Genomic DNA, 18,815 nt, shown 5'->3' with positions numbered 1-18,815 from the left:
GTAACTTAAAAGGCGTAACCGTTATTATGAAATGATGACGATTACGCCTATTTTTTATGATTCTAGTTGGCCTGTCTTTACAAACTGACATAATTGATGAATCATATGGCGACTGAGTTGTCGTTCTTTATCAGATACTGTTGCACCATTTGCTTCTAGGATATCTAGGCGGCCCATCCAAAAAATGACATCTAATATATGATAAGGTGAAGCATAAGCTGGATGTGAAGGATGTGACCAATTAAATGTATATGGCCAAACGGTTGTATGTTTTGAGAGTTCGGCTAATAGTTGTTGATATGGACGTTTAAAGTGATGTTCTGTAATATAGTCACGTTGTTGTTGCGCAGTTTGAATCTCATTTCTATCTGGAACTTCAAGTCCACCACGCTCAACTACAGCTTGAAATTGATCGATTGGTAACCGCTTCTCTTCACTCGCAATATAAATATCTCCTTCTGCTTCTGTCATACTAAAGAGTATAGGAACTTGAACGTGTTGATAATCAGCATCCATCGCCTCAGTTTCAATTGGTTGATAGAGTAGTTCTAGCCCTTTAGATGGGCCGTGTTGTGCTTGAAGTTTGTCCATAAGCTTAAGAATATCCTCTTGTGATAATGTTTCAAAACTTTGATCTTTGAAATATTGTGCTCGAAGTTCTGAAAATTCATGTGCCTTACGCACGCCATCCTCTAACGTATCTATATGCAAAATACCACTTAATAAGACAGCATTTTGAATATAAGGACGTACATCAGGTAAACGTAACAACACTTCGATACTCATAGCCCCGGCGGATTGACCCATTAATGAAATATGATTTGGATTGCCACCAAATGCCTCAATATTCTGAGCGACCCATTGGATTGCACAAATTTGGTCGGATAATCCATTATTTTTATCCCAGTCAGCATTTATTGTTGACCAGTCTAGAAAGCCAAAAGCACCTAAGCGATAGTTGAAAGTAACAACAATTACATCTTCTTGTTTTACAATTTCGTGAGGGTGATATACATCTTGGCTCCCGTGCCCATTTAAAAAACTACCACCATAAAAGTAGATAATGACAGGTAATGGATGTTTGACTTTTCGTTGAGGACGCCAAATATTTAAATACAAACAATCTTCAGACTGCGTAAAGGTATGGTGAGCCACTGCAAAAAAATCTTCAAGTGAGTTAGGAGGTTGCACGGGCACACTTCCCCATGTTGTAGCATCCCACTCTCCTTGCCATGGCTCAACGGGTTCTGCATGTTTAAATCGTAGTGATCCAATCGGTGGTTTTGCGTAGGGTACCCCTTTAAAAACTTCATATCCTTCATAACGTTGACCTTTAATAAAACCTAATTTTGTTTGAACACGACACATACTTTTCACACCTTTCTCCCATTGTTATGCTCTATTATAACTGATATTGAGAGGTGTATATAGGAAAGTTATAGTAACGCATTTGATACAGGGATATTGCAAGGACGTGTTTTTTAACTTATAATTCTTATTGATATACTAAGTTTTATAATTAGACAGGAGGATCACTGTTGAAGAACTTCGATTTAATTGGTCATACACCCCTTGTTTTATTAGAACATTACAGTGATGACAATATTCAGATCTATGCCAAGCTTGAAATGTATAACCCTGGTGGGAGTGTCAAAGATAGGTTGGCAAAATATATTATTGAGAAAGCTTTGGCATCAGGAGCGCTCGAAGAAGGCGATACAATTGTCGAAGCAACGGCAGGTAATACGGGAATTGGATTAGCCCTTGTAGCGAATCATTATGGTTTACAATGTACAATATTCGCACCAGAAGGCTTTTCAGAAGAGAAAATTGGGATTATGCGTGCTTTCGGTGCAAAAATATATCGCACCCCGAAAACAGAAGGAATGCTCGGTGCACGTCAAGCGGCTCAACGTTACGCCGATGAACATCGTGCCTTTTATACGAATCAGTTTGAAACCAATGACAATCCAGCTGCATATCAAAAAACACTCGCTCAGGAAATTTTAGAAGAGGTTCCTGAGGTGACGCATTTTGTAGCAGGTGCAGGTTCTGGCGGTACTTTTTCAGGTGTATCAGAAGTATTAACTCAACAACAGATAAAATGTATTGTTGTTGAACCGACTGGGTCCATACTCAGTGGTCAAGAAAAGGGAAGTCACGACACTGAAGGTATCGGTGTTGAAGAATGGCCACGCTTTTTAAATAAAGTTTGGATTGATAAGATTGAAGTCGTTTCGGATGAGGTTGCATTTCAGCACGTTAAAGATATTGCGAAACATGAAGGTATTCTAGTTGGAAGTTCTTCTGGCGCAGCATTAGAAGGTGCTTTGCGAGAAGCCAAGCGTATTGAATCCGGAAAAATTGTTGTCGTTTTCCCAGATAGCAGTGATCGTTACATGTCTAAAAAGATTTTTGAATATGGAGGATAAAATGATGAAGAAAAAAACACAAATGGTTCATGGTGGACACACAACAGACCCGTATACAGGTGCAGTTACTACACCTATTTATCAAACAAGTACATATGAACAAGATGCAATTGGAGATTTACGTTTAGGCTATGAATATTCAAGAACAAAAAACCCAACACGTACAGCATTAGAATCGTTAATTGCGGATTTAGAAGAAGGGCAACACGGTTTTGCATTTGGCTCAGGTATGGCTGCAGTTAGTGCAATTGTCATGTTATTAGATCAAGGAGATCATATCATTGTTGGGTCAGATGTATACGGTGGTACATACCGTGCAATGACGAAAGTATTTACACGTTACGGCATTGTTTTTGACTTTGTGAACACAACAGATATTCAAAATATTGAAGCGAAAATTACTGATAATACAAAAATGATCTTTATCGAGACACCATCTAATCCGCTTCTACGTATTACAGATATTAAAGCGGTGAGCGAGATTGCGAAAAAACATGATTTAATTTCAGTGGTGGACAATACCTTTATGACACCATATTTCCAAACACCATTAACACTTGGTGCGGACATTGTTGTGCATTCTGGAACAAAATATCTTGGTGGACACAGTGACGTTGTAGCAGGACTTATCGCATTAAATGATGATGCACTTGCAGAACAAATTGGATTCATTCAAAACTCGACAGGTGGCGTACTTGGTCCTCAAGACAGTTATCTTCTTGTACGTGGTATTAAAACGCTAGGATTACGTTTAGACCAAATTCAACGCAATGCCATCGCAATTGTTGAAATGTTGAATGAACATGATAATGTGGTTCGCGTATATCATCCAAGCCAATCGTCACATGTAAACTATGACGTACACCAAGCTCAAGCGCAAGGTGTACCAGGTATTGTATCCTTTGAAGTAGCAGATGTTGAAAAAGCAAAACATCTCGTGCAACAAACGAAATACTTTACGTTAGCTGAAAGTTTAGGTGCGGTAGAAAGCTTGATTTCAGTACCAAGTTTAATGACACACGCTTCTATTCCAGCTGATGTTCGCGCAAAAGAAGGTATAGCAGACGGTTTAGTGCGGCTATCTTTAGGTATTGAAGATACAGAAGATATCGTAGCAGATTTAAAACAAGCATTAGACACGCTATAAGTTAATAAATCCATTCAGCACTAGAGCATTAGTCAAAGTGACGCGGCTTTTTGTCGTAAATACTTTGGCTAGTGCTCTAGTTTTTTGTATATAGTACTTTTAATAAGCGTTTAAATGATTCTTATTAACGTGCAATATATGATTCGTTTATTAATTCAACACATAATATTTTTTATGATATGAAAATTTAATATCGTTATTTGTAATCATAATGTTATATAACAGATATATTTATAATCTGAGACACGGTGTATAATAAATTGTAGAATATCATGCAATTTATCAAGGAGGAAGATTCTGTGCAAAAGAAAATGATGACAGCGATTATTGGCACGTCGGCATTAGCGACATTAGCTTCTATCGATGCTGATGCTGCAACATCGTATCGTGTTAAAGCGGGTGATTCTTTGTGGTCAATTGCCAATCAATACCAAATTTCAATCAGTCAATTAAAAGGGGCAAATAATCTCACATCTAACCTTATTTTCCCAAATCAAGTATTAACGATTCCGGGTCAAGGTCAAGCAAACCGTTCAAATACTATAAGTCAAGCATCTAGTGTTTACACTGTACAAAGTGGGGATACGTTATCACAAATTGCCGCGCGTTATGAAACAACGTATCAAAATATTATGCAGTTAAATGGATTGTCTAACTTTATTATTTATCCAGGTCAACAACTAAAGGTGAGTGGAAGTGCTGCGTCGACACCTTCTACAAGTACACCACAAGTTAATACAGGTGGCACACGTTATTACACTGTAAGATCAGGAGATTCCTTATCTGCTATTGCTGCGCGTTACGGAACAACATACCAAAACATTATGCAGTTAAATGGATTAAACTCATTTCTCATTTATCCGGGTCAGCAGTTGAAAGTGAGCGGTACTTCATACGGGGGAACAAACCAAAGTAGTCAGTTGAATAATACGATTACCAATGGTTATTATACTCCTGTTTTTAATCATGCGAACTATTATGATTGGGGTCAATGTACATGGCATGTATTTAATAGACGTCAAGCAATGGGGAAAGGCATTAGTACATATTGGTGGCACGCGAATGCTTGGGATGATAATGCATTACGTGACGGCTATACGATTGATTACACTCCAACAGTAGGCGCTATTTTACAATCTGATATGGGCTATTTTGGACATGTCGCGTTTGTAGAGCGTATTAATAGTGATGGCAGTATTTTAGTTTCTGAAATGAATTATAGTGCAGGGCCAGGCATTGCCACATATCGCACGATTCCGAGCTATCAAGCAACGCAATTTAAGTATATTCATTAACATATGCTGAGCACACATGTGTAACACAGTAATAACTCCATACTCATACTGTGTATTTACATAGAAACAAAGCTTGAATGCAGAGGATTATTGAAAATATGCATAAATAAGAACCACTTACATATGTATACTTATGGAAGCAGTGTTGCTTCAAAAGTGATAACATAGTGAAGTGGTTCTTTTAAAATCTTAAGTTGAGGATTCTTGATTACATGTATTGATATGGGGTATGATACGCTTTACCCTATTTCAATATATGTTTTAGCGTGATTGTAAGAATTTAATTTTTTGAACAGATGATACAATTTGACGGCCTAGTGAAATCAGAGACCATGTTCTTACAAGTTTGCTTTTAGACTTAAATGCAAGATAAGTGTCTAAAGCAACATCGATTAATCCAATCGCAATAGAGATATAGCTTAATTTACGATGCTTTGAACGGTAAACAAATTCATTATAAACATCAAGCGTGATTGAAGTACCAGATAAAAGTAATGATACTAAACTTAAACCTTTATTCGACTTATTCGTCATTTGAATCGCTCCTTAAACTTAAAATCATACTGACCTTAGTATAACACTTTTACAGTATCTGTCCTATTAGACGACTTTAGACTAGGACTTTAGAAGGATAGGAATATGAGACTTAATGATGATTGTTCATAGATGAAAATAGAGTGGTTTTTTGCTATGATTAAGTTGTTAACTTGTATAAATTTTGTGTTAATTTGCTACAAATTCTATAATAATAATAAATAATAAAATAAGCTTAAGGAGTGGTTAAATGAAAAAATTGACAAAAATTATGTTAGCTTCAAGTTTGTCAGCAACGATGTTATTAGGTGCAACAACAGCCGTACCAAATGCAGAATATGCACAAGCTGCGACACAAACACAACAACCTTACTACACATATGAAGGTGTATTTAACTACAAAAATAACGATGCCTTAAAAGATCCAACATTTTACAATGCGCTAAAACACGGCAATTTTAAATATGAGGGTCTTAAAGTGGGCGAGTCTACATTTCAAGATGTTCAAAAAGCATTAGGTAAAGATATGAAGCAGTATTATCATGAAAAAGGCATCAAATACTATGAGAAAAATGATATTATCATTGGTATTAAAGATGGAAAATTAGTCGATTTAACATTACTTGTAGATAAGGTTCAAAATAGTAGTCAAGATATGGCAAAACATGTAAAATTAGGCGAAATATATGAAACAGACTCAACATATGTCGCTTTTTATCGCGGTAACTCAATTGTTATTAAATCTAAAGCATTAGGTAAAAAAGCAGTATCATCACCTCAAAATGCATAATATCAAATAAGCGGTGAAGGAATGCCTGCTATGCATTCACTTCGCCGCTTTTTTCGCATTACAGTCATTTAAGCATTACTCTGGTTGAATGTACGTTTTAAGGTGCGCTGCTGTTACAGAATTTTCGACCTCAAAGATGCGATGTGGGGGACCGCTAAATAGTATTTGTCCACCTTGTGTTCCCGCGTACGGACCGACATCAATGAACCAATCAGCTTGAGTCATCATCGTTAAGTTATGTTCGATGAGAATGACCGTATTCTGCGCTTCGATTAAAGCGTTAAATCGTCCTTCTAATATTGGGATATCGTCTTCGTGTAATCCAGTAGTAGGTTCATCAAAAATAAATATTTTACCTGTTACGGATTCTGTAAGATAGCGACTGAGTTTGACGCGCTGAATTTCTCCGCCAGATAAAGTGTCTAAAGATTGTCCTAAAGTCATGTAACCAAGTCCGGTAGACTGTAAAGCTTCAAGTGGCGTATAAATTTTTTCATGATTTTTAAAAAGTGTGATCCCTTCATCTACTGTTAGAGCAAGCACATCTGCAATGGACTGACCATTAACAGTTGCTTCTAAGACTTCTGGTTTATATCGCGTCCCGTGACATACTTCGCATACTTGAGAGAAATCTGGCATAAAGGCAAGCTCTGTTTTGATGACACCTTTACCATTACAATTAGGACAAGCGCCTTCTGAATTATAACTGAATAGACTTTTCTTTAATCCAGTTGCTTCGCTGAAAAAAGTTCGGACATGATCAAAAATATCCATATAAGTCAGTAAATTGGAACGATTAGATGCATGAATCGGTTTTTGATCGATAAAAATGGCATCCGGATGATGTTCGAATCCTGCCTGTATTAATGAACTTTTCCCCGAACCTGCCACTCCTGTTACAACAGTTAAAGCATTTTTAGGAATAGTTGTGGATACATTTTTTAAATTGTGACGTGTAATTGAGTCAAGATGATACCAATCTTGATAATCCTCGGATTGAGTCGTTTTTAAATGATGATGGCGAAGCAGTGCGCGACCTGTGTCTGTATCAGACTGAAGCAGAGCGTCGTAAGTTCCTTCGAATACAGCATGTCCACCATTTTGTCCTGCTTTTGGACCGATATCAATAATATGATCCGCGATTTTGATAACGTCAGGATCATGTTCAACAATGATGACACTGTTGCCTTTATCACGTATGCTTAACATAATATCATTGATTTTTTCAATATCTTCTGGGTGCAATCCAACACTCGGTTCATCAATAATATAAACCAAATCTGTCAAAGGACTATTCAGATGACGGATGAGTTTAATACGTTGAGACTCCCCACCAGATAATGTGGTAGTTTCACGACCTAATGTTAAGTAATTAAGGCCGATGTGATTTAAAGCTTTTAACTGTTGTAATAAAGGTTCAATAATCGTGCGAGCTTTATCACTGTCAATTTTCTCTAAAAAAGGAATGGTTTCTTCGATGGTTAGTGCAGTGAAATCTGCAATGTTGAGTCCATTAATTCGACAACTTAATACCTTTTGATTTAAACGTTGACCATGACATGTTGGACATTGTTGTTTGGTCACAACACGTTCCACATCTTTCAAAAAGCGTTTTTTCTCGAAATTATCATTCAGTAAGAAAGAACGGCGAAAACGATGGATAAGACCTTCAAATTTTGCTGTTTTAGGCCAATTTGAAGGGGGATTTTTTAATTTTGTAGGTTCAGTATATAAGAATGTATCTAGTTCTTCTTGAGTATAATCTTTAAGCTTTTTATCATTATCAAATAACCCAGAATAGCGATAGCGCTTGCCTCTCCAACTATCTGGCTTGAAAGATGGGAAGTTAATCGCACCTTCATTAAGAGATCGATCGAAGTGAATTAATTCATTTAAATCAATATCTTCTACATAACCTAAACCTTGGCACGTCTCACACATCCCATTAGGGTTATTAAATGAAAAGACGTCCGAGTATCCTACAAATGGTTCTCCGATACGTGACCATAACAGACGAACAGAAGCATAAATATCTGAAATTGTCCCAACTGTAGATCTTGAGTTGCCGCCTAATCGCTTTTGGTTAATGACCATAGCAACTGGCAAGTTTTCAATTGCATCTACATCTGGTTTTTCATATTGCGTCAATTGATGTTGAATGTAACTAGAATATGTTTCGTTGAGTAACCGTTCAGACTCCGCAGCAATAGTATTGAACACAAGAGAAGACTTTCCAGAACCTGAACGGCCAGTAACAACAGTCAATTGATATTTAGGAATTGAAACGTTCACATTTTTTAAATTGTTTTGACGTGCACCTTTTATTTTGATATGAGCCATTTTTGATACCTCCAATGCTATCTTTTACCCTATTCCACATGCGACGATGCACTGTGGGTATCATCAGAATGCTGCAATGGGAGATGATCCATATGTTTAATGAGCCATGCAGTCACTATAGCTGTGATAGGAATCGAAATTGCTACTGAGATACCACCGAGAAGGATTGTTATCCACTCTTGTGCAAACAGTTTTGAATTGATGAGGTGGCCGAAACTGTAATGCAAATTGAAGAACCAAATGACTAACGTCAGTCCACCACCTAACAACGCAAGATAAATTGTGTTAGCCGACGTTGCAAGGATTTCTCGTCCAATTCGCATGCCAGATTGAAATAGTTCGCGTTGAGATAAGGTAGGGTTAGTTTGATGTAATTCGTACATAGGTGAGCTAATCGTGATAGTTAAATCGATAACCGCTGCGATAACCGCAAGAATAACAGTAAAAATCATAAATTGCTCCATATCGATACCAATATTTAAGGAAAAAACATAAGTTTCATCTTGTTCTTCAGTTGTAAACCCTTGAAGATGTCCCAGATGTACAGAGCTATAAATACTGCCTAACATCAATAATGTGGTTCCAATACTTGAAATAAAAGCTGCAATCGTTTTTACGTTAAATTGATTGAGAACAAAGAGGTTTAAAGACGCGATAACGATGCAAAATATAAATGTCACAATATAAATTGAAAATCCCCATGCGATACAGATTAATGCCACAATTAAGCATGCGATATTGAGAAATAGTGTGACAAAAGAGATGAGTCCAGTTTTCCCGCCAAACATCATCATTAGAATGAATAGGATTAATCCTAAAATGATAATCGTGTTCATGATAAGTGCACTCCTTTCCATTTATGCCAAACTTGCATAAATGCGATGGTGATAGGAATCGTTAACGCAATACCGATACCACCAGTGATGGCACGTGCAATTTCTAAAGACCAATTCATTGAGATACTATACGTCAGTGTATTTCCATTCTTAAGGAAAATTAAGAACATAGGTAACGCTCCTGCTAAGTATGAAAAGAGTAAAATATTGGTCATTGTGCCCATAATGTCTCGACCTATATTTTGACCTGCTTGAATCCAACGACTTACTGAAATATGCGGTGAGCGTTGCAATATCTCAGCCATTCCACTTGAAATCGTAATCGCAACATCCATTACAGCCCCCAGCGTGCCAATGAGTATGGAAGCAAAAAAGATCGTTTGAGGTTGGGACGTTAGAAATGGCATAGTTTCATATTTAATCCCTTGACTATGTGTCACAGTCAGAACACCCCATGCGATACCAATACATATAAACGTCGCAAGTAGTGTGCTCAACGTGGTAATCACGGTGCGCTTCGTCCATCCGATAACCAAAATAAGGGTAACTGTTGTTGATAGAATGACTGCAATAGCCATTAATAGAAACAGATTCCAATGTGCATGATAGTGGTGGATGAGAATAGCAGATAAAACTGCAATTGTATTACCAATTAAAGATGCGATGGATTGGAGTCCTACATTTTTACCAACAATGAGTAATAAAATCAGAAAAACACTGCTCACAATAGTAATAAGCGTGTCTCTTTTCTTTTCGACAATATAGGTCGACGCATCAGATTTACCAATATGTAATAAGACTTGGTCACCTTTATGATACGCTTGAAACTCTGACTTTGATGCATTATAACGATGCTCAACAGTATAGACATGTCCCTTTTGTTTAGTATTTAACACTTTAATATCTAGTATATCGCTATAAGCAATATCCGTATTATGATGCTCATCTGTTGTTTTTGTACTATGGTGATGGTGTACCTTGGTCACTTCGCCAATAGGTGTACTATAAAACGCTGCATTAAATCGTGTAAATAACGTCAATCCTATAGCGATGATGATACTCATTAAAATGAGGTAAGTCCACGGACGTTTCATATAACGTCTATACATAATATCAAACTCCTTAGTGATAGGTCGTATGTTGTTGTAAGTGACGTGTCAAAATACCAATAACCTCTTGCATTAATGGTTTTGACAGTGGTTTACGATAAATTAAATGGATACGTGTTTGAAGTGGTGTATGGGATAACAACACGTACTTCCATTGTTCATTTTGACTATATAAGTTCAAATAAGTTGGTGCAAGCACAAACCCTTTTTCATGTTGCAAAACAAAGCGCGCGAATTGTTTATGATTAATGGTATAAACAGGGGATGTCGCATGGTCTTGTAAGTATGTTTTTAACGCAGTAGGTAAAGGCTCGTGAACGTACAAGTTGTGACTTAAAAGACTTTGTAATGGTGGATTAGGAACGTTTAATATAGGCTCATCACGGTGACCATATACGGCATAATGTTCTTCGTATAATACGGTATGATGATAATCTGATGAATCTAAAGTAGATGGCGTTAAAGCAATATCGATGGATTGAGACTGTAGCGCTTGAGGTATCTCTGTATCATTTAACATCTGAGGCACAATATTAACATCAAGTGTTTGTTCAATTGTTGTTAATACCGCTGGCAGAATTTGGGCCACAGAACCGTCAGCATAGCCTATACGTATTGTATGGCGTTCATCGGCTGCTTGAGTTTGAAATTGAGATACAGTCAAATCAATTTGTTCAAGAATGCGTTCAGCATCGTCAAGTAGTCGTTTACCTTCGGGGGTTAAAAATACATTACGTCCTCTTCGATAAAATAATGCCGTATGTAACTCTTGTTCTAGTTGATGAATATGTTTACTCACCGCGGATTGTGCGATATTTAACTCAAGTGCTGCCTCTGAAATATGCTCTCGTTTAGCAACTTCCACAAAATATTTCAGTTGTTTAATCTCCATAGATGTCACTCCCTTATATTAAATCATCTCAAAATAAGAATAATTTTATCTCATATATATATTGATGAGATTAATTATATTCTATATATTGAAAACATTACAAGAAAGAGGTGTCAGAAATGTCAAAAAATTTAACAGATCATCCGTTGGGGTTATATCGTGAAGCAGAAGAACATGATGCATGTGGTATAGGTTTTTATGCCAATATGAACAACGAACGATCACATCATATCGTTGAGCAATCATTAGAAATGTTACGACGCCTTGATCATAGAGGCGGTATAGGTGCTGACGGTATCACAGGTGATGGAGCAGGCATTATGACAGAAATTCCATATGCATACTTGAATCGTGTGACAGATTTTGATTTACCAACTGAGGGCGCTTATGCAGTGGGGATGTTGTTTTCAAATAGCGCAATTACTGACACCGAACACGAAGCGCAAATTGCTACTATTTTTTCTCAAGAAGGATTAACTATTGAAGGATACCGTGATGTGCCTGTAGATACACAATGTCTTGCAGCTCATGTTGCTGAAACCATGCCAAATATACAACAAATGTTTGTGACAAATCAAAATGCACATCATTTTGATCGCGCTTTATACCTCGCGCGTAAACAAGTGGAGCAATACAGTGATAATCATGATTTAGGATTGTACTTTGCGAGCTTATCTCGACGAACAATTGTGTATAAAGGCTGGTTAAGGTCAGATCAGATTTATAGTTTATATCTGGACCTTCAACAAGAAGATTATGTCTCGAAATTCGGATCGGTGCATTCACGCTTTAGTACAAATACATTTCCAAGTTGGGAACGTGCACATCCGAATCGCTTATTAATGCATAATGGCGAAATTAATACAATACAAGGGAACGCCAACTGGATGCGAGCGCGTCAAAAACAATTAATTGAGACCATCTTTCCTGATGATGTTCATAAAATAGAACACATTATCAATCCATCTGGTAGTGACTCTGCAATGATTGACAATGCGATGGAATTTTTAAGCTTAGCCATGGCACCAGAGGAAGCGGCCATGTTATTAGTTCCTGAGCCATGGTTATATAATCCAAACAACCACCCAAGTGTACGTGCGTTTTATGAGTTTTATAGCTATTTAATGGAGCCTTGGGATGGGCCAACAATGATTTCTTTTTGTGACGGGGATAAACTCGGTGCACTGACTGATCGGAATGGTTTAAGACCTGGACGATATACCATTACAAAACAAAACGAAATTATATTTTCATCTGAAGTGGGTGTTGTTGATGTACCAGAATCGGAGGTTGCTTATAAGGGTCAGCTCAATCCTGGTAAGCTATTACTTGTTGATTTCAATCAACACAAAGTCATTGATAATGATGAATTAAAGACAACAATTGCTGAGAAACATCCATATGAATCATGGTTAGCACAAGATGCATTGAAATTAGATTTAGAAGCTGTTTCATATCATGCACCGGCAGTATCTCCATCCGAATTACTTTCGTATCAACAAAGATTTGGCTATACACGTGAAGAAATTGATAAGTATCTTACGGAATTAGTGACCGCTCAAAAAGACCCTATTGGTGCCATGGGATACGATGCGCCATTAGCCGTATTAAGTACAGAACCAGAATCTTTATTTCAATATTTTAAGCAATTGTTTGCGGAAGTTACGAACCCACCTATAGATGCCTATCGAGAAAAAATTGTGACAAGCGAGTTAGCGTATCTTGGGAAAGAAGGAAATTTACTAAAACCAAGTCCTCAAGCATTGAAACGTGTACAACTAAAGCATCCGATTTTAACGATGCAACAGTTAGACTTCATTGAATCAAAAGCCTTAACATGTGCACGTTTTTCTACGGGGTATACAGAGTCACTTGCTACGGCGTTAGAACAGTTAGGTGAACGCGTTTTACGTGCTGTTGAAGACGGGGCTGAAGTGATCGTTTTAGAAGACCAATCTGTATTAACTTCAGACAATCAATTCGCGATGCCAATATTGCTCGCTGTCAGTCATATCCATCAACTTTTAATTCGTAATGACTTGAGAATGCATACAAGCCTTGTTGCTGTCTCAGGTGAGACACGTGAAGTGCATCATATCGCATGTTTAATTGGTTATGGAGCGAATGCTGTTGTACCATATCTCGCGCAACATACTATCGCACAGTTAACAGAGGAAGGCCGACTTCATGGTACCGTCCATGATAACGTGACAACGTATAATGAAACGCTCGCAGAAGGATTAATCAAAGTCATGGCTAAAATGGGGATTTCAACAGTTCAAAGTTATCATGGTGCACAAATCTTTGAAGCTGTTGGTATTGGAGAAGCGGTAATTGAACAGTATTTTGAAGGCACGACTTCAAAATTATCGGGCCTTACTTTAGAAATGATTGATGCTGAAAATAAAGCGCGTCAATCTAAAAATCAAGATACATTAGATGCTGGTAGTACATTTCAATGGCGTCAACAAGGCCAGTATCATACGTTCAATCCAACTACGATTCGTTTATTACAACACGCGTGTCGTGAAAATGATTATACGCAATTTAAAGCATTTTCAGATGTCGCAAATACACATACAACGAGTCATATTCGTGATTTATTTGAATTTGAAGAGACAACAGCTATTGATATTGCAGAAGTGGAACCTGTTGAAGCCATTGTGAAGCGTTTCAAAACAGGGGCTATGAGTTATGGCTCTATTTCCCAAGAAGCACATCAAACGCTTGCAGAAGCTATGAATAAAATTGGTGGTAAAAGCAATAGTGGTGAAGGCGGAGAAGCTTTAGAACGTTATGATATTGATGACTCTGGACGAGACTTTCATAGTGCAATTAAACAAGTAGCATCTGGACGTTTTGGTGTCACAAGTCATTATTTAAATCACGCAACTGAAATTCAAATCAAAGTTGCACAAGGTGCTAAGCCTGGAGAAGGTGGACAACTGCCAGGCGGAAAAGTTTATCCATGGATAGCTGAAGTGCGTGGCTCAACACCGGGGATTGGTCTCATTTCACCTCCTCCACATCACGATATTTATTCTATTGAAGACTTGGCACAACTGATTCATGATTTAAAAAATGTGAATCATCATGCAGATATTACGGTAAAACTTGTATCAAAATCTGGTGTGGGTACGATTGCAGCAGGCGTAGCTAAAGCTTATGCAGATAAAATTGTGATCAGTGGCTATGATGGGGGTACAGGCGCGTCGCCTAAAACGAGTATTCAACACGCAGGATTACCGTGGGAACTCGGTTTAGCTGAAACGCATCAAACTTTGATGATGAATGGCTTAAGATCACGTGTACGTTTAGAAACAGATGGGAAACTGCTTACAGGTCGTGATATTGCTTTTGCTTGTATGTTAGGAGCGGAAGAGTTTGGATTTGCGACAGCACCATTAGTTGTATTGGGATGCGTTATGATGCGCGTATGTCATAAAGATACTTGTCCTGTCGGTATCGCAACGCAAAATGGAGAATTAAGACAGTTGTTTACTGGAAAAGCGCAACACGTAGTCAACTACATGCATTTTGTTGCACAAGAACTTAGAGAAATTATGGCACAACTTGGAGTGAGATCTGTAGATGAGTTGGTAGGCCGTACAGATTTACTAAAACAGGCACAATCAATGAAAAATCATCCTAAAGCACAAACGATGAATTTGGATAGATTGTTACATCGTCATGAAGGAGAACGTTTCAAAACTATTGAGCAACAACATGGTATAGAAGAAGGTCTAGACGCAACAACGATTGTACCTCAAGTGAGACGTGCCATTGAAAAGGAAGGAAAATTTGCTAAATCATACACGATTCATAATGTACAACGAAATGTTGGGGTAGTTACAGGCAGCACTATTACAAGAATGCGTGGATTAGAAGGATTAAATGAAGATTCGATTACATTAACGACAAACGGTCATGCAGGCCAAAGTCTTGGCGCTTTTATACCAAAGGGGTTAACCATTCATCATACTGGAGATGCAAATGATTATGTTGGTAAAGGTTTGTCAGGAGGAAAAATCATTGTAAACGCACCAAATGAGGACCGTGAATCCGAAATTATTGTCGGCAATGTATGTTTTTACGGCGCAACAAAGGGAGAGGCTTATATTAATGGGCGCGCAGGAGAACGATTCTGCATTCGAAACAGTGGTGCCCATGTTGTTGTCGAAGGTGTAGGAGATCACGGCCTAGAATATATGACTGGTGGACGTGTCGTCATATTAGGAGACGTTGGTAAAAACTTTGGACAAGGTATGAGTGGTGGTGAATGTTATATTTTCCCATCACAAAAAGAGGCATTTCTAGCACAGTGTCAGCTCAATACTTTAGATTTTGATGATGTGACAGATGAAGAACAACGAATTGTACGGTCAATGATTGAACAACACGTAGCTACAACGCAAAGCTTAAAAGGTCGTCATATACTCGAAAACTTTGAAACAGCTATTCAGAACTGTATTAAAGTAATTCCAAAAGATTACAAAGTGATGAGACAACGTATCAATGACTATCAAGCACAACTTGGATCTCAAGAAGCGGCAGTATTAGCAGCATTTAACGATCATACACAAGTGCAATCATAAGGCTATGCAAATCATAATAAGGAGGAATGACAATGGGTGAATTTAAAGGTTTTATGAAATATGACAAACGTCAATTAGATGAAACACCTTTTGATTTTAGAATTAAAAACTTTGATCCTTATCAACATCGTTTTACAAATGAAGATGCACAGCAACAAGGAGCACGTTGTATGGATTGTGGGACCCCTTTTTGTCAAACAGGAGCACAAATTGGGCGTGATACAATCGGTTGTCCATTAGGGAACTATATACCGGAATGGAATGATTTAGTCTATCGTGGTGACTTTAAACGGGCTTATGAACGTTTGGATGAAACCAATAACTTCCCGGACTTTACTGGATATGTATGCCCAGCTCCTTGTGAAGCATCGTGTGTGATGAAAATCAATCGTGACTCTGTAGCTATTAAAGGTATTGAACGTACTATCATAGACGAAGCATTTGAACAAGGTTGGGTTAAAGTTAAGGTTCCTGAACAGCGGTTATCGCAAAAAGTGGCTATTATCGGCAGTGGCCCAGCCGGATTAGCAGCGGCAGAAACATTAAATGAGATCGGTTACCATGTTACGGTTTATGAAAAAAATGCGAAACCTGGTGGCTTGTTAACCTATGGCATTCCCAATATGAAATTAGACAAATCAGTAGTGTTTCGACGTATTCGATTGATGGAGGAAGCGGGTATTATTTTTCAATGTAATACGAACGTAGGAGTGGATATAGATAAAGCAACGTTAGACTCCGAATATGATGCTATTATCTTATGTATCGGTGCTGAAAAGCCAAGAGATTTACAATTGGAAGGACGTATGAGTAAAGGAATTCATTATGCTATGACTTATCTAACAGAGCAAACACAACTGTTATTAGGTGAAAAACAACAAGCTATGATTTCCGCTCAAAACAAACATGTTGTTGTCATTGGTGATGGTGATACTGGTGCTGACTGTGTAGCCACTGCACTTCGAGATGGTTGTGCATCAGTTGTACAATTCAATCGTCGTGCACAAAAACCAACACAATTTGAGATAAACACAAGCTGGCCTTTTGATGAACCGATATTCAAGCAAGACTATGCCCATCAAGAATATGAGGCACATTTTGGACGTGATCCACGAGCTTATAGCATCCAAACTATGCGTTTTGATTATGATGAAAACCAACATGTTAAAGGCATTTATGCCCAAATTCAAAAAGATGATGAAGGAACGGGTATTCGACAAGAAAATGAAATCTATATACCAGCTGATCTTGTCTTATTAGCCATCGGTTTTGAAGGAGTAACATCAACATTAACACAACAATTAGGCATTGAACTCAAAAACCAAAAAATATCAGCGAATACGAAAGATTATCGCACGAATCAACCTAAATATTTTGCAGCCGGAGATGCAAGACGAGGTCAAAGTTTAGTAGTTTGGGCCATTCGAGAAGGACGAGAAGTAGCTCAAAGCGTACATCAGTGCCTAAGCGAGAAAAAAATTAAGATTTTGTAAAAAAATTGTTGACATTGTGAGCGAGCTATAATAATATATTTATTGTGCTCGTAACACGGAGGAATACCCAAGTCCGGCTGAAGGGATCGGTCTTGAAAACCGACAGGGGCTTAACGGCCCGCGGGGGTTCGAATCCCTCTTCCTCCGCCATTATAAGTAAAAATCCAAGACTAATAGATATAAAAGCCAAATGTTTAACTCGATTTAAACATTTGGCTTTTTTAGATTTCGTATAATGAAATCACCTATTTCTTAGATGTTCATATAGACATAAATAGGAGATAAGTATTATATGATTAAGACTCTTTTGTTCACACCACGGTTATAGTCGTTAGTGATTATATTATTGCGCTATCTACGCAATGATTGTGTACAAGTAATAATAAGAAAAATAGAGGCTGGGACATAAATACAGCCCCTATATAGATACTAATTTTGCATTTCTCCATTCGCTAGTGTTATAATTTAGGTAACGAAAATAAGTATACACTTATACACCAATCCCCCCACTATTCCGAGTAGTGAGGGGATTTTTGTTGGTGTGGCTATATGTCACCTATTTCTTATTGCGTTTACTTAGCCAATGAGTAAAAAACGCAATGGCACAGCCACTGATGACTGGCGCTATGATGTGAACGAAAATAAGCATCACTTTATACACCTCCTCTCTGCGTCTGAATTGACGCCCGAGAGATAGGCGACTCTATCATTATATCATCGAAAAATGTACAAGCACAGATGCTTACTTTCGATAAGTTGAATAATTTTATTTTTAGAACACAAAGACAAATGTTTAAATTAATATGATTTAAAGGCTCTATACTTTTAACGGTTGGTGAACTATTCACTAGCCGTTATTTTTTAGTTTTTAATATAAAAACGGCACAAATATCTCTATAATTGTAAGTAACCCACAAACAAATTAAGGAGAGATATTCATGCCTATAAACTATGATATAACAGAATACTTTGGAATTGAAGCAGAAAATTTAAAAATAACAGGTTGTTTAGGATTAAAGGACATTAAAGGGGTAACGTCTTTAGTTTTTACTGGCTATGTTAGCTACGAACCTACAGGTTGCGAGTGTTGTGGTATCAAAAATATTAATCATACTGTCATTAAGCATGGATCACGTCAAACTACTGTATATATGGGACTTGTGTTTGATAGACCTGCTCATATTAAGCTGAAAAAGCAACGCTTCTACTGTAAGGAGTGTGGTCACACTTATACAGCTAAAACGCCTTATATTGATGCACGTTGTACAATTTCCAATAATGTCAAACTCATGATGACAAAGCGGCTCTCGAAAGTGATTTCAAAAAGGATATTGCTGAAGACCTTTGTGTAT

Annotated in this window: 14 protein-coding genes and 1 tRNA gene; 8 read left to right on the top strand and 7 right to left on the bottom strand. The window is 37.6% G+C overall.

The genetic code is table 11. The annotated features are described in order from the left end of the window. Positions 1 to 54 precede the first annotated feature (54 nt). Positions 55 to 1,368 (bottom strand): carboxylesterase family protein, encoded by a 1,314-nt coding sequence (locus tag HHH54_RS05310; RefSeq protein WP_198617852.1) that lies wholly within the window; start codon positions 1,366 to 1,368, stop codon positions 55 to 57. A 170-nt stretch (positions 1,369 to 1,538) separates the two neighbouring features. Between HHH54_RS05310 and HHH54_RS05305 the strand changes: the two genes are divergently transcribed. The 3 genes from HHH54_RS05305 (at position 1,539) to HHH54_RS05295 (ending at position 4,874) form a co-directional block, all read left to right on the top strand. After that, positions 1,539 to 2,432 (top strand): PLP-dependent cysteine synthase family protein, encoded by an 894-nt coding sequence (locus HHH54_RS05305; protein ID WP_198617800.1) that lies wholly within the window; start codon positions 1,539 to 1,541, stop codon positions 2,430 to 2,432. A 4-nt stretch (positions 2,433 to 2,436) separates the two neighbouring features. Next, complete coding sequence (locus tag HHH54_RS05300; protein ID WP_198617799.1) at positions 2,437 to 3,579, top strand: bifunctional cystathionine gamma-lyase/homocysteine desulfhydrase; 1,143 nt, start codon at positions 2,437 to 2,439, stop codon at positions 3,577 to 3,579. Between the two features lie 299 nt (positions 3,580 to 3,878). Beyond that, complete coding sequence (locus HHH54_RS05295) at positions 3,879 to 4,874, top strand: LysM peptidoglycan-binding domain-containing protein (RefSeq protein WP_198617798.1); 996 nt, start codon at positions 3,879 to 3,881, stop codon at positions 4,872 to 4,874. A gap of 261 nt (positions 4,875 to 5,135) precedes the next feature. Here HHH54_RS05295 and HHH54_RS05290 read toward each other — a convergent pair whose 3' ends face one another. Further along, positions 5,136 to 5,408 (bottom strand): hypothetical protein, encoded by a 273-nt coding sequence (locus HHH54_RS05290; RefSeq protein WP_198617797.1) that lies wholly within the window; start codon positions 5,406 to 5,408, stop codon positions 5,136 to 5,138. Positions 5,409 to 5,658: 250 nt separating this feature from the next. On the opposite strand from HHH54_RS05290, the gene isaB reads away from it, so the two are divergent. Continuing rightward, positions 5,659 to 6,198: an immunodominant staphylococcal antigen IsaB family protein gene (gene isaB / locus HHH54_RS05285; protein ID WP_198617796.1), complete on the top strand. Its 540-nt coding sequence runs from the start codon at positions 5,659 to 5,661 to the stop codon at positions 6,196 to 6,198. A gap of 75 nt (positions 6,199 to 6,273) precedes the next feature. Here the strand turns inward: isaB and HHH54_RS05280 are convergent, their stop codons facing one another. From HHH54_RS05280 to gltC, 4 genes are read right to left on the bottom strand one after another with little or no spacing between them, the layout of a single operon-like run. Beyond that, positions 6,274 to 8,538, bottom strand: a complete 2,265-nt coding sequence (locus HHH54_RS05280) for an ATP-binding cassette domain-containing protein (RefSeq protein ID WP_198617795.1) — start codon at positions 8,536 to 8,538, stop codon at positions 6,274 to 6,276. A 29-nt stretch (positions 8,539 to 8,567) separates the two neighbouring features. Continuing rightward, the gene (locus HHH54_RS05275) at positions 8,568 to 9,374 is read right to left on the bottom strand and encodes a YibE/F family protein (protein ID WP_198617794.1); all 807 of its coding nucleotides are present in this window, start codon (positions 9,372 to 9,374) and stop codon (positions 8,568 to 8,570) included. Continuing rightward, complete coding sequence (locus HHH54_RS05270) at positions 9,371 to 10,486, bottom strand: YibE/F family protein (RefSeq protein ID WP_198617851.1); 1,116 nt, start codon at positions 10,484 to 10,486, stop codon at positions 9,371 to 9,373. Before HHH54_RS05270 ends, HHH54_RS05275 begins: the two co-directional genes overlap by 4 nt. 10 nt (positions 10,487 to 10,496) lie before the next feature. Then, entirely contained in the window at positions 10,497 to 11,375 is an 879-nt protein-coding gene (gltC, locus tag HHH54_RS05265; protein WP_198617793.1) for a glutamate biosynthesis transcriptional regulator GltC, read from the bottom strand. Between the two features lie 119 nt (positions 11,376 to 11,494). Between gltC and gltB the strand changes: the two genes are divergently transcribed. From gltB to HHH54_RS05250, 3 genes are all read left to right on the top strand, one after another. After that, positions 11,495 to 15,970 carry a glutamate synthase large subunit gene (gltB, locus tag HHH54_RS05260; protein WP_198617792.1) on the top strand — a complete coding sequence of 1,492 codons (4,476 nt, stop codon included), beginning with the start codon at positions 11,495 to 11,497 and terminating at the stop codon, positions 15,968 to 15,970. A 32-nt stretch (positions 15,971 to 16,002) separates the two neighbouring features. Next, entirely contained in the window at positions 16,003 to 17,463 is a 1,461-nt protein-coding gene (locus tag HHH54_RS05255; RefSeq protein WP_198617791.1) for a glutamate synthase subunit beta, read from the top strand. 57 nt (positions 17,464 to 17,520) lie between these two features. Next, positions 17,521 to 17,613: transfer RNA gene (locus HHH54_RS05250), tRNA-Ser, on the top strand. A 406-nt stretch (positions 17,614 to 18,019) separates the two neighbouring features. Here the strand turns inward: HHH54_RS05250 and HHH54_RS05245 are convergent. Then, positions 18,020 to 18,115: a type I toxin-antitoxin system Fst family toxin gene (locus tag HHH54_RS05245; protein ID WP_115341668.1), complete on the bottom strand. Its 96-nt coding sequence runs from the start codon at positions 18,113 to 18,115 to the stop codon at positions 18,020 to 18,022. A 286-nt stretch (positions 18,116 to 18,401) separates the two neighbouring features. On the opposite strand from HHH54_RS05245, the gene HHH54_RS05240 reads away from it, so the two are divergent. Continuing rightward, a partial coding sequence (locus HHH54_RS05240; protein WP_198617790.1) for a transposase family protein occupies positions 18,402 to 18,815 on the top strand: 414 nt, incomplete at its 3' end.

Source organism: Staphylococcus canis (assembly GCF_016238445.1).
GTDB lineage: Bacteria > Bacillota > Bacilli > Staphylococcales > Staphylococcaceae > Staphylococcus > Staphylococcus canis.
Note: the sequence above shows the minus strand (reverse complement) of the source record. Positions and strands in the feature narration are given on the sequence as shown.

What these genes read in the sequence shown, in the direction of transcription:
- HHH54_RS05300 (WP_198617799.1), top strand. Translation starts at nt 2,437, where the DNA reads ATGAAGAAAAAAACACAAATGGTTCATGGTGGACACACAACAGACCCG.
- gltC (WP_198617793.1), bottom strand. Translation starts at nt 11,375, where the DNA reads ATGGAGATTAAACAACTGAAATATTTTGTGGAAGTTGCTAAACGAGAG.
- isaB (WP_198617796.1), top strand. Translation starts at nt 5,659, where the DNA reads ATGAAAAAATTGACAAAAATTATGTTAGCTTCAAGTTTGTCAGCAACG.
- HHH54_RS05275 (WP_198617794.1), bottom strand. Translation starts at nt 9,374, where the DNA reads ATGAACACGATTATCATTTTAGGATTAATCCTATTCATTCTAATGATG.
- HHH54_RS05280 (WP_198617795.1), bottom strand. Translation starts at nt 8,538, where the DNA reads ATGGCTCATATCAAAATAAAAGGTGCACGTCAAAACAATTTAAAAAAT.
- gltB (WP_198617792.1), top strand. Translation starts at nt 11,495, where the DNA reads ATGTCAAAAAATTTAACAGATCATCCGTTGGGGTTATATCGTGAAGCA.
- HHH54_RS05310 (WP_198617852.1), bottom strand. Translation starts at nt 1,368, where the DNA reads ATGTGTCGTGTTCAAACAAAATTAGGTTTTATTAAAGGTCAACGTTAT.
- HHH54_RS05255 (WP_198617791.1), top strand. Translation starts at nt 16,003, where the DNA reads ATGGGTGAATTTAAAGGTTTTATGAAATATGACAAACGTCAATTAGAT.
- HHH54_RS05290 (WP_198617797.1), bottom strand. Translation starts at nt 5,408, where the DNA reads ATGACGAATAAGTCGAATAAAGGTTTAAGTTTAGTATCATTACTTTTA.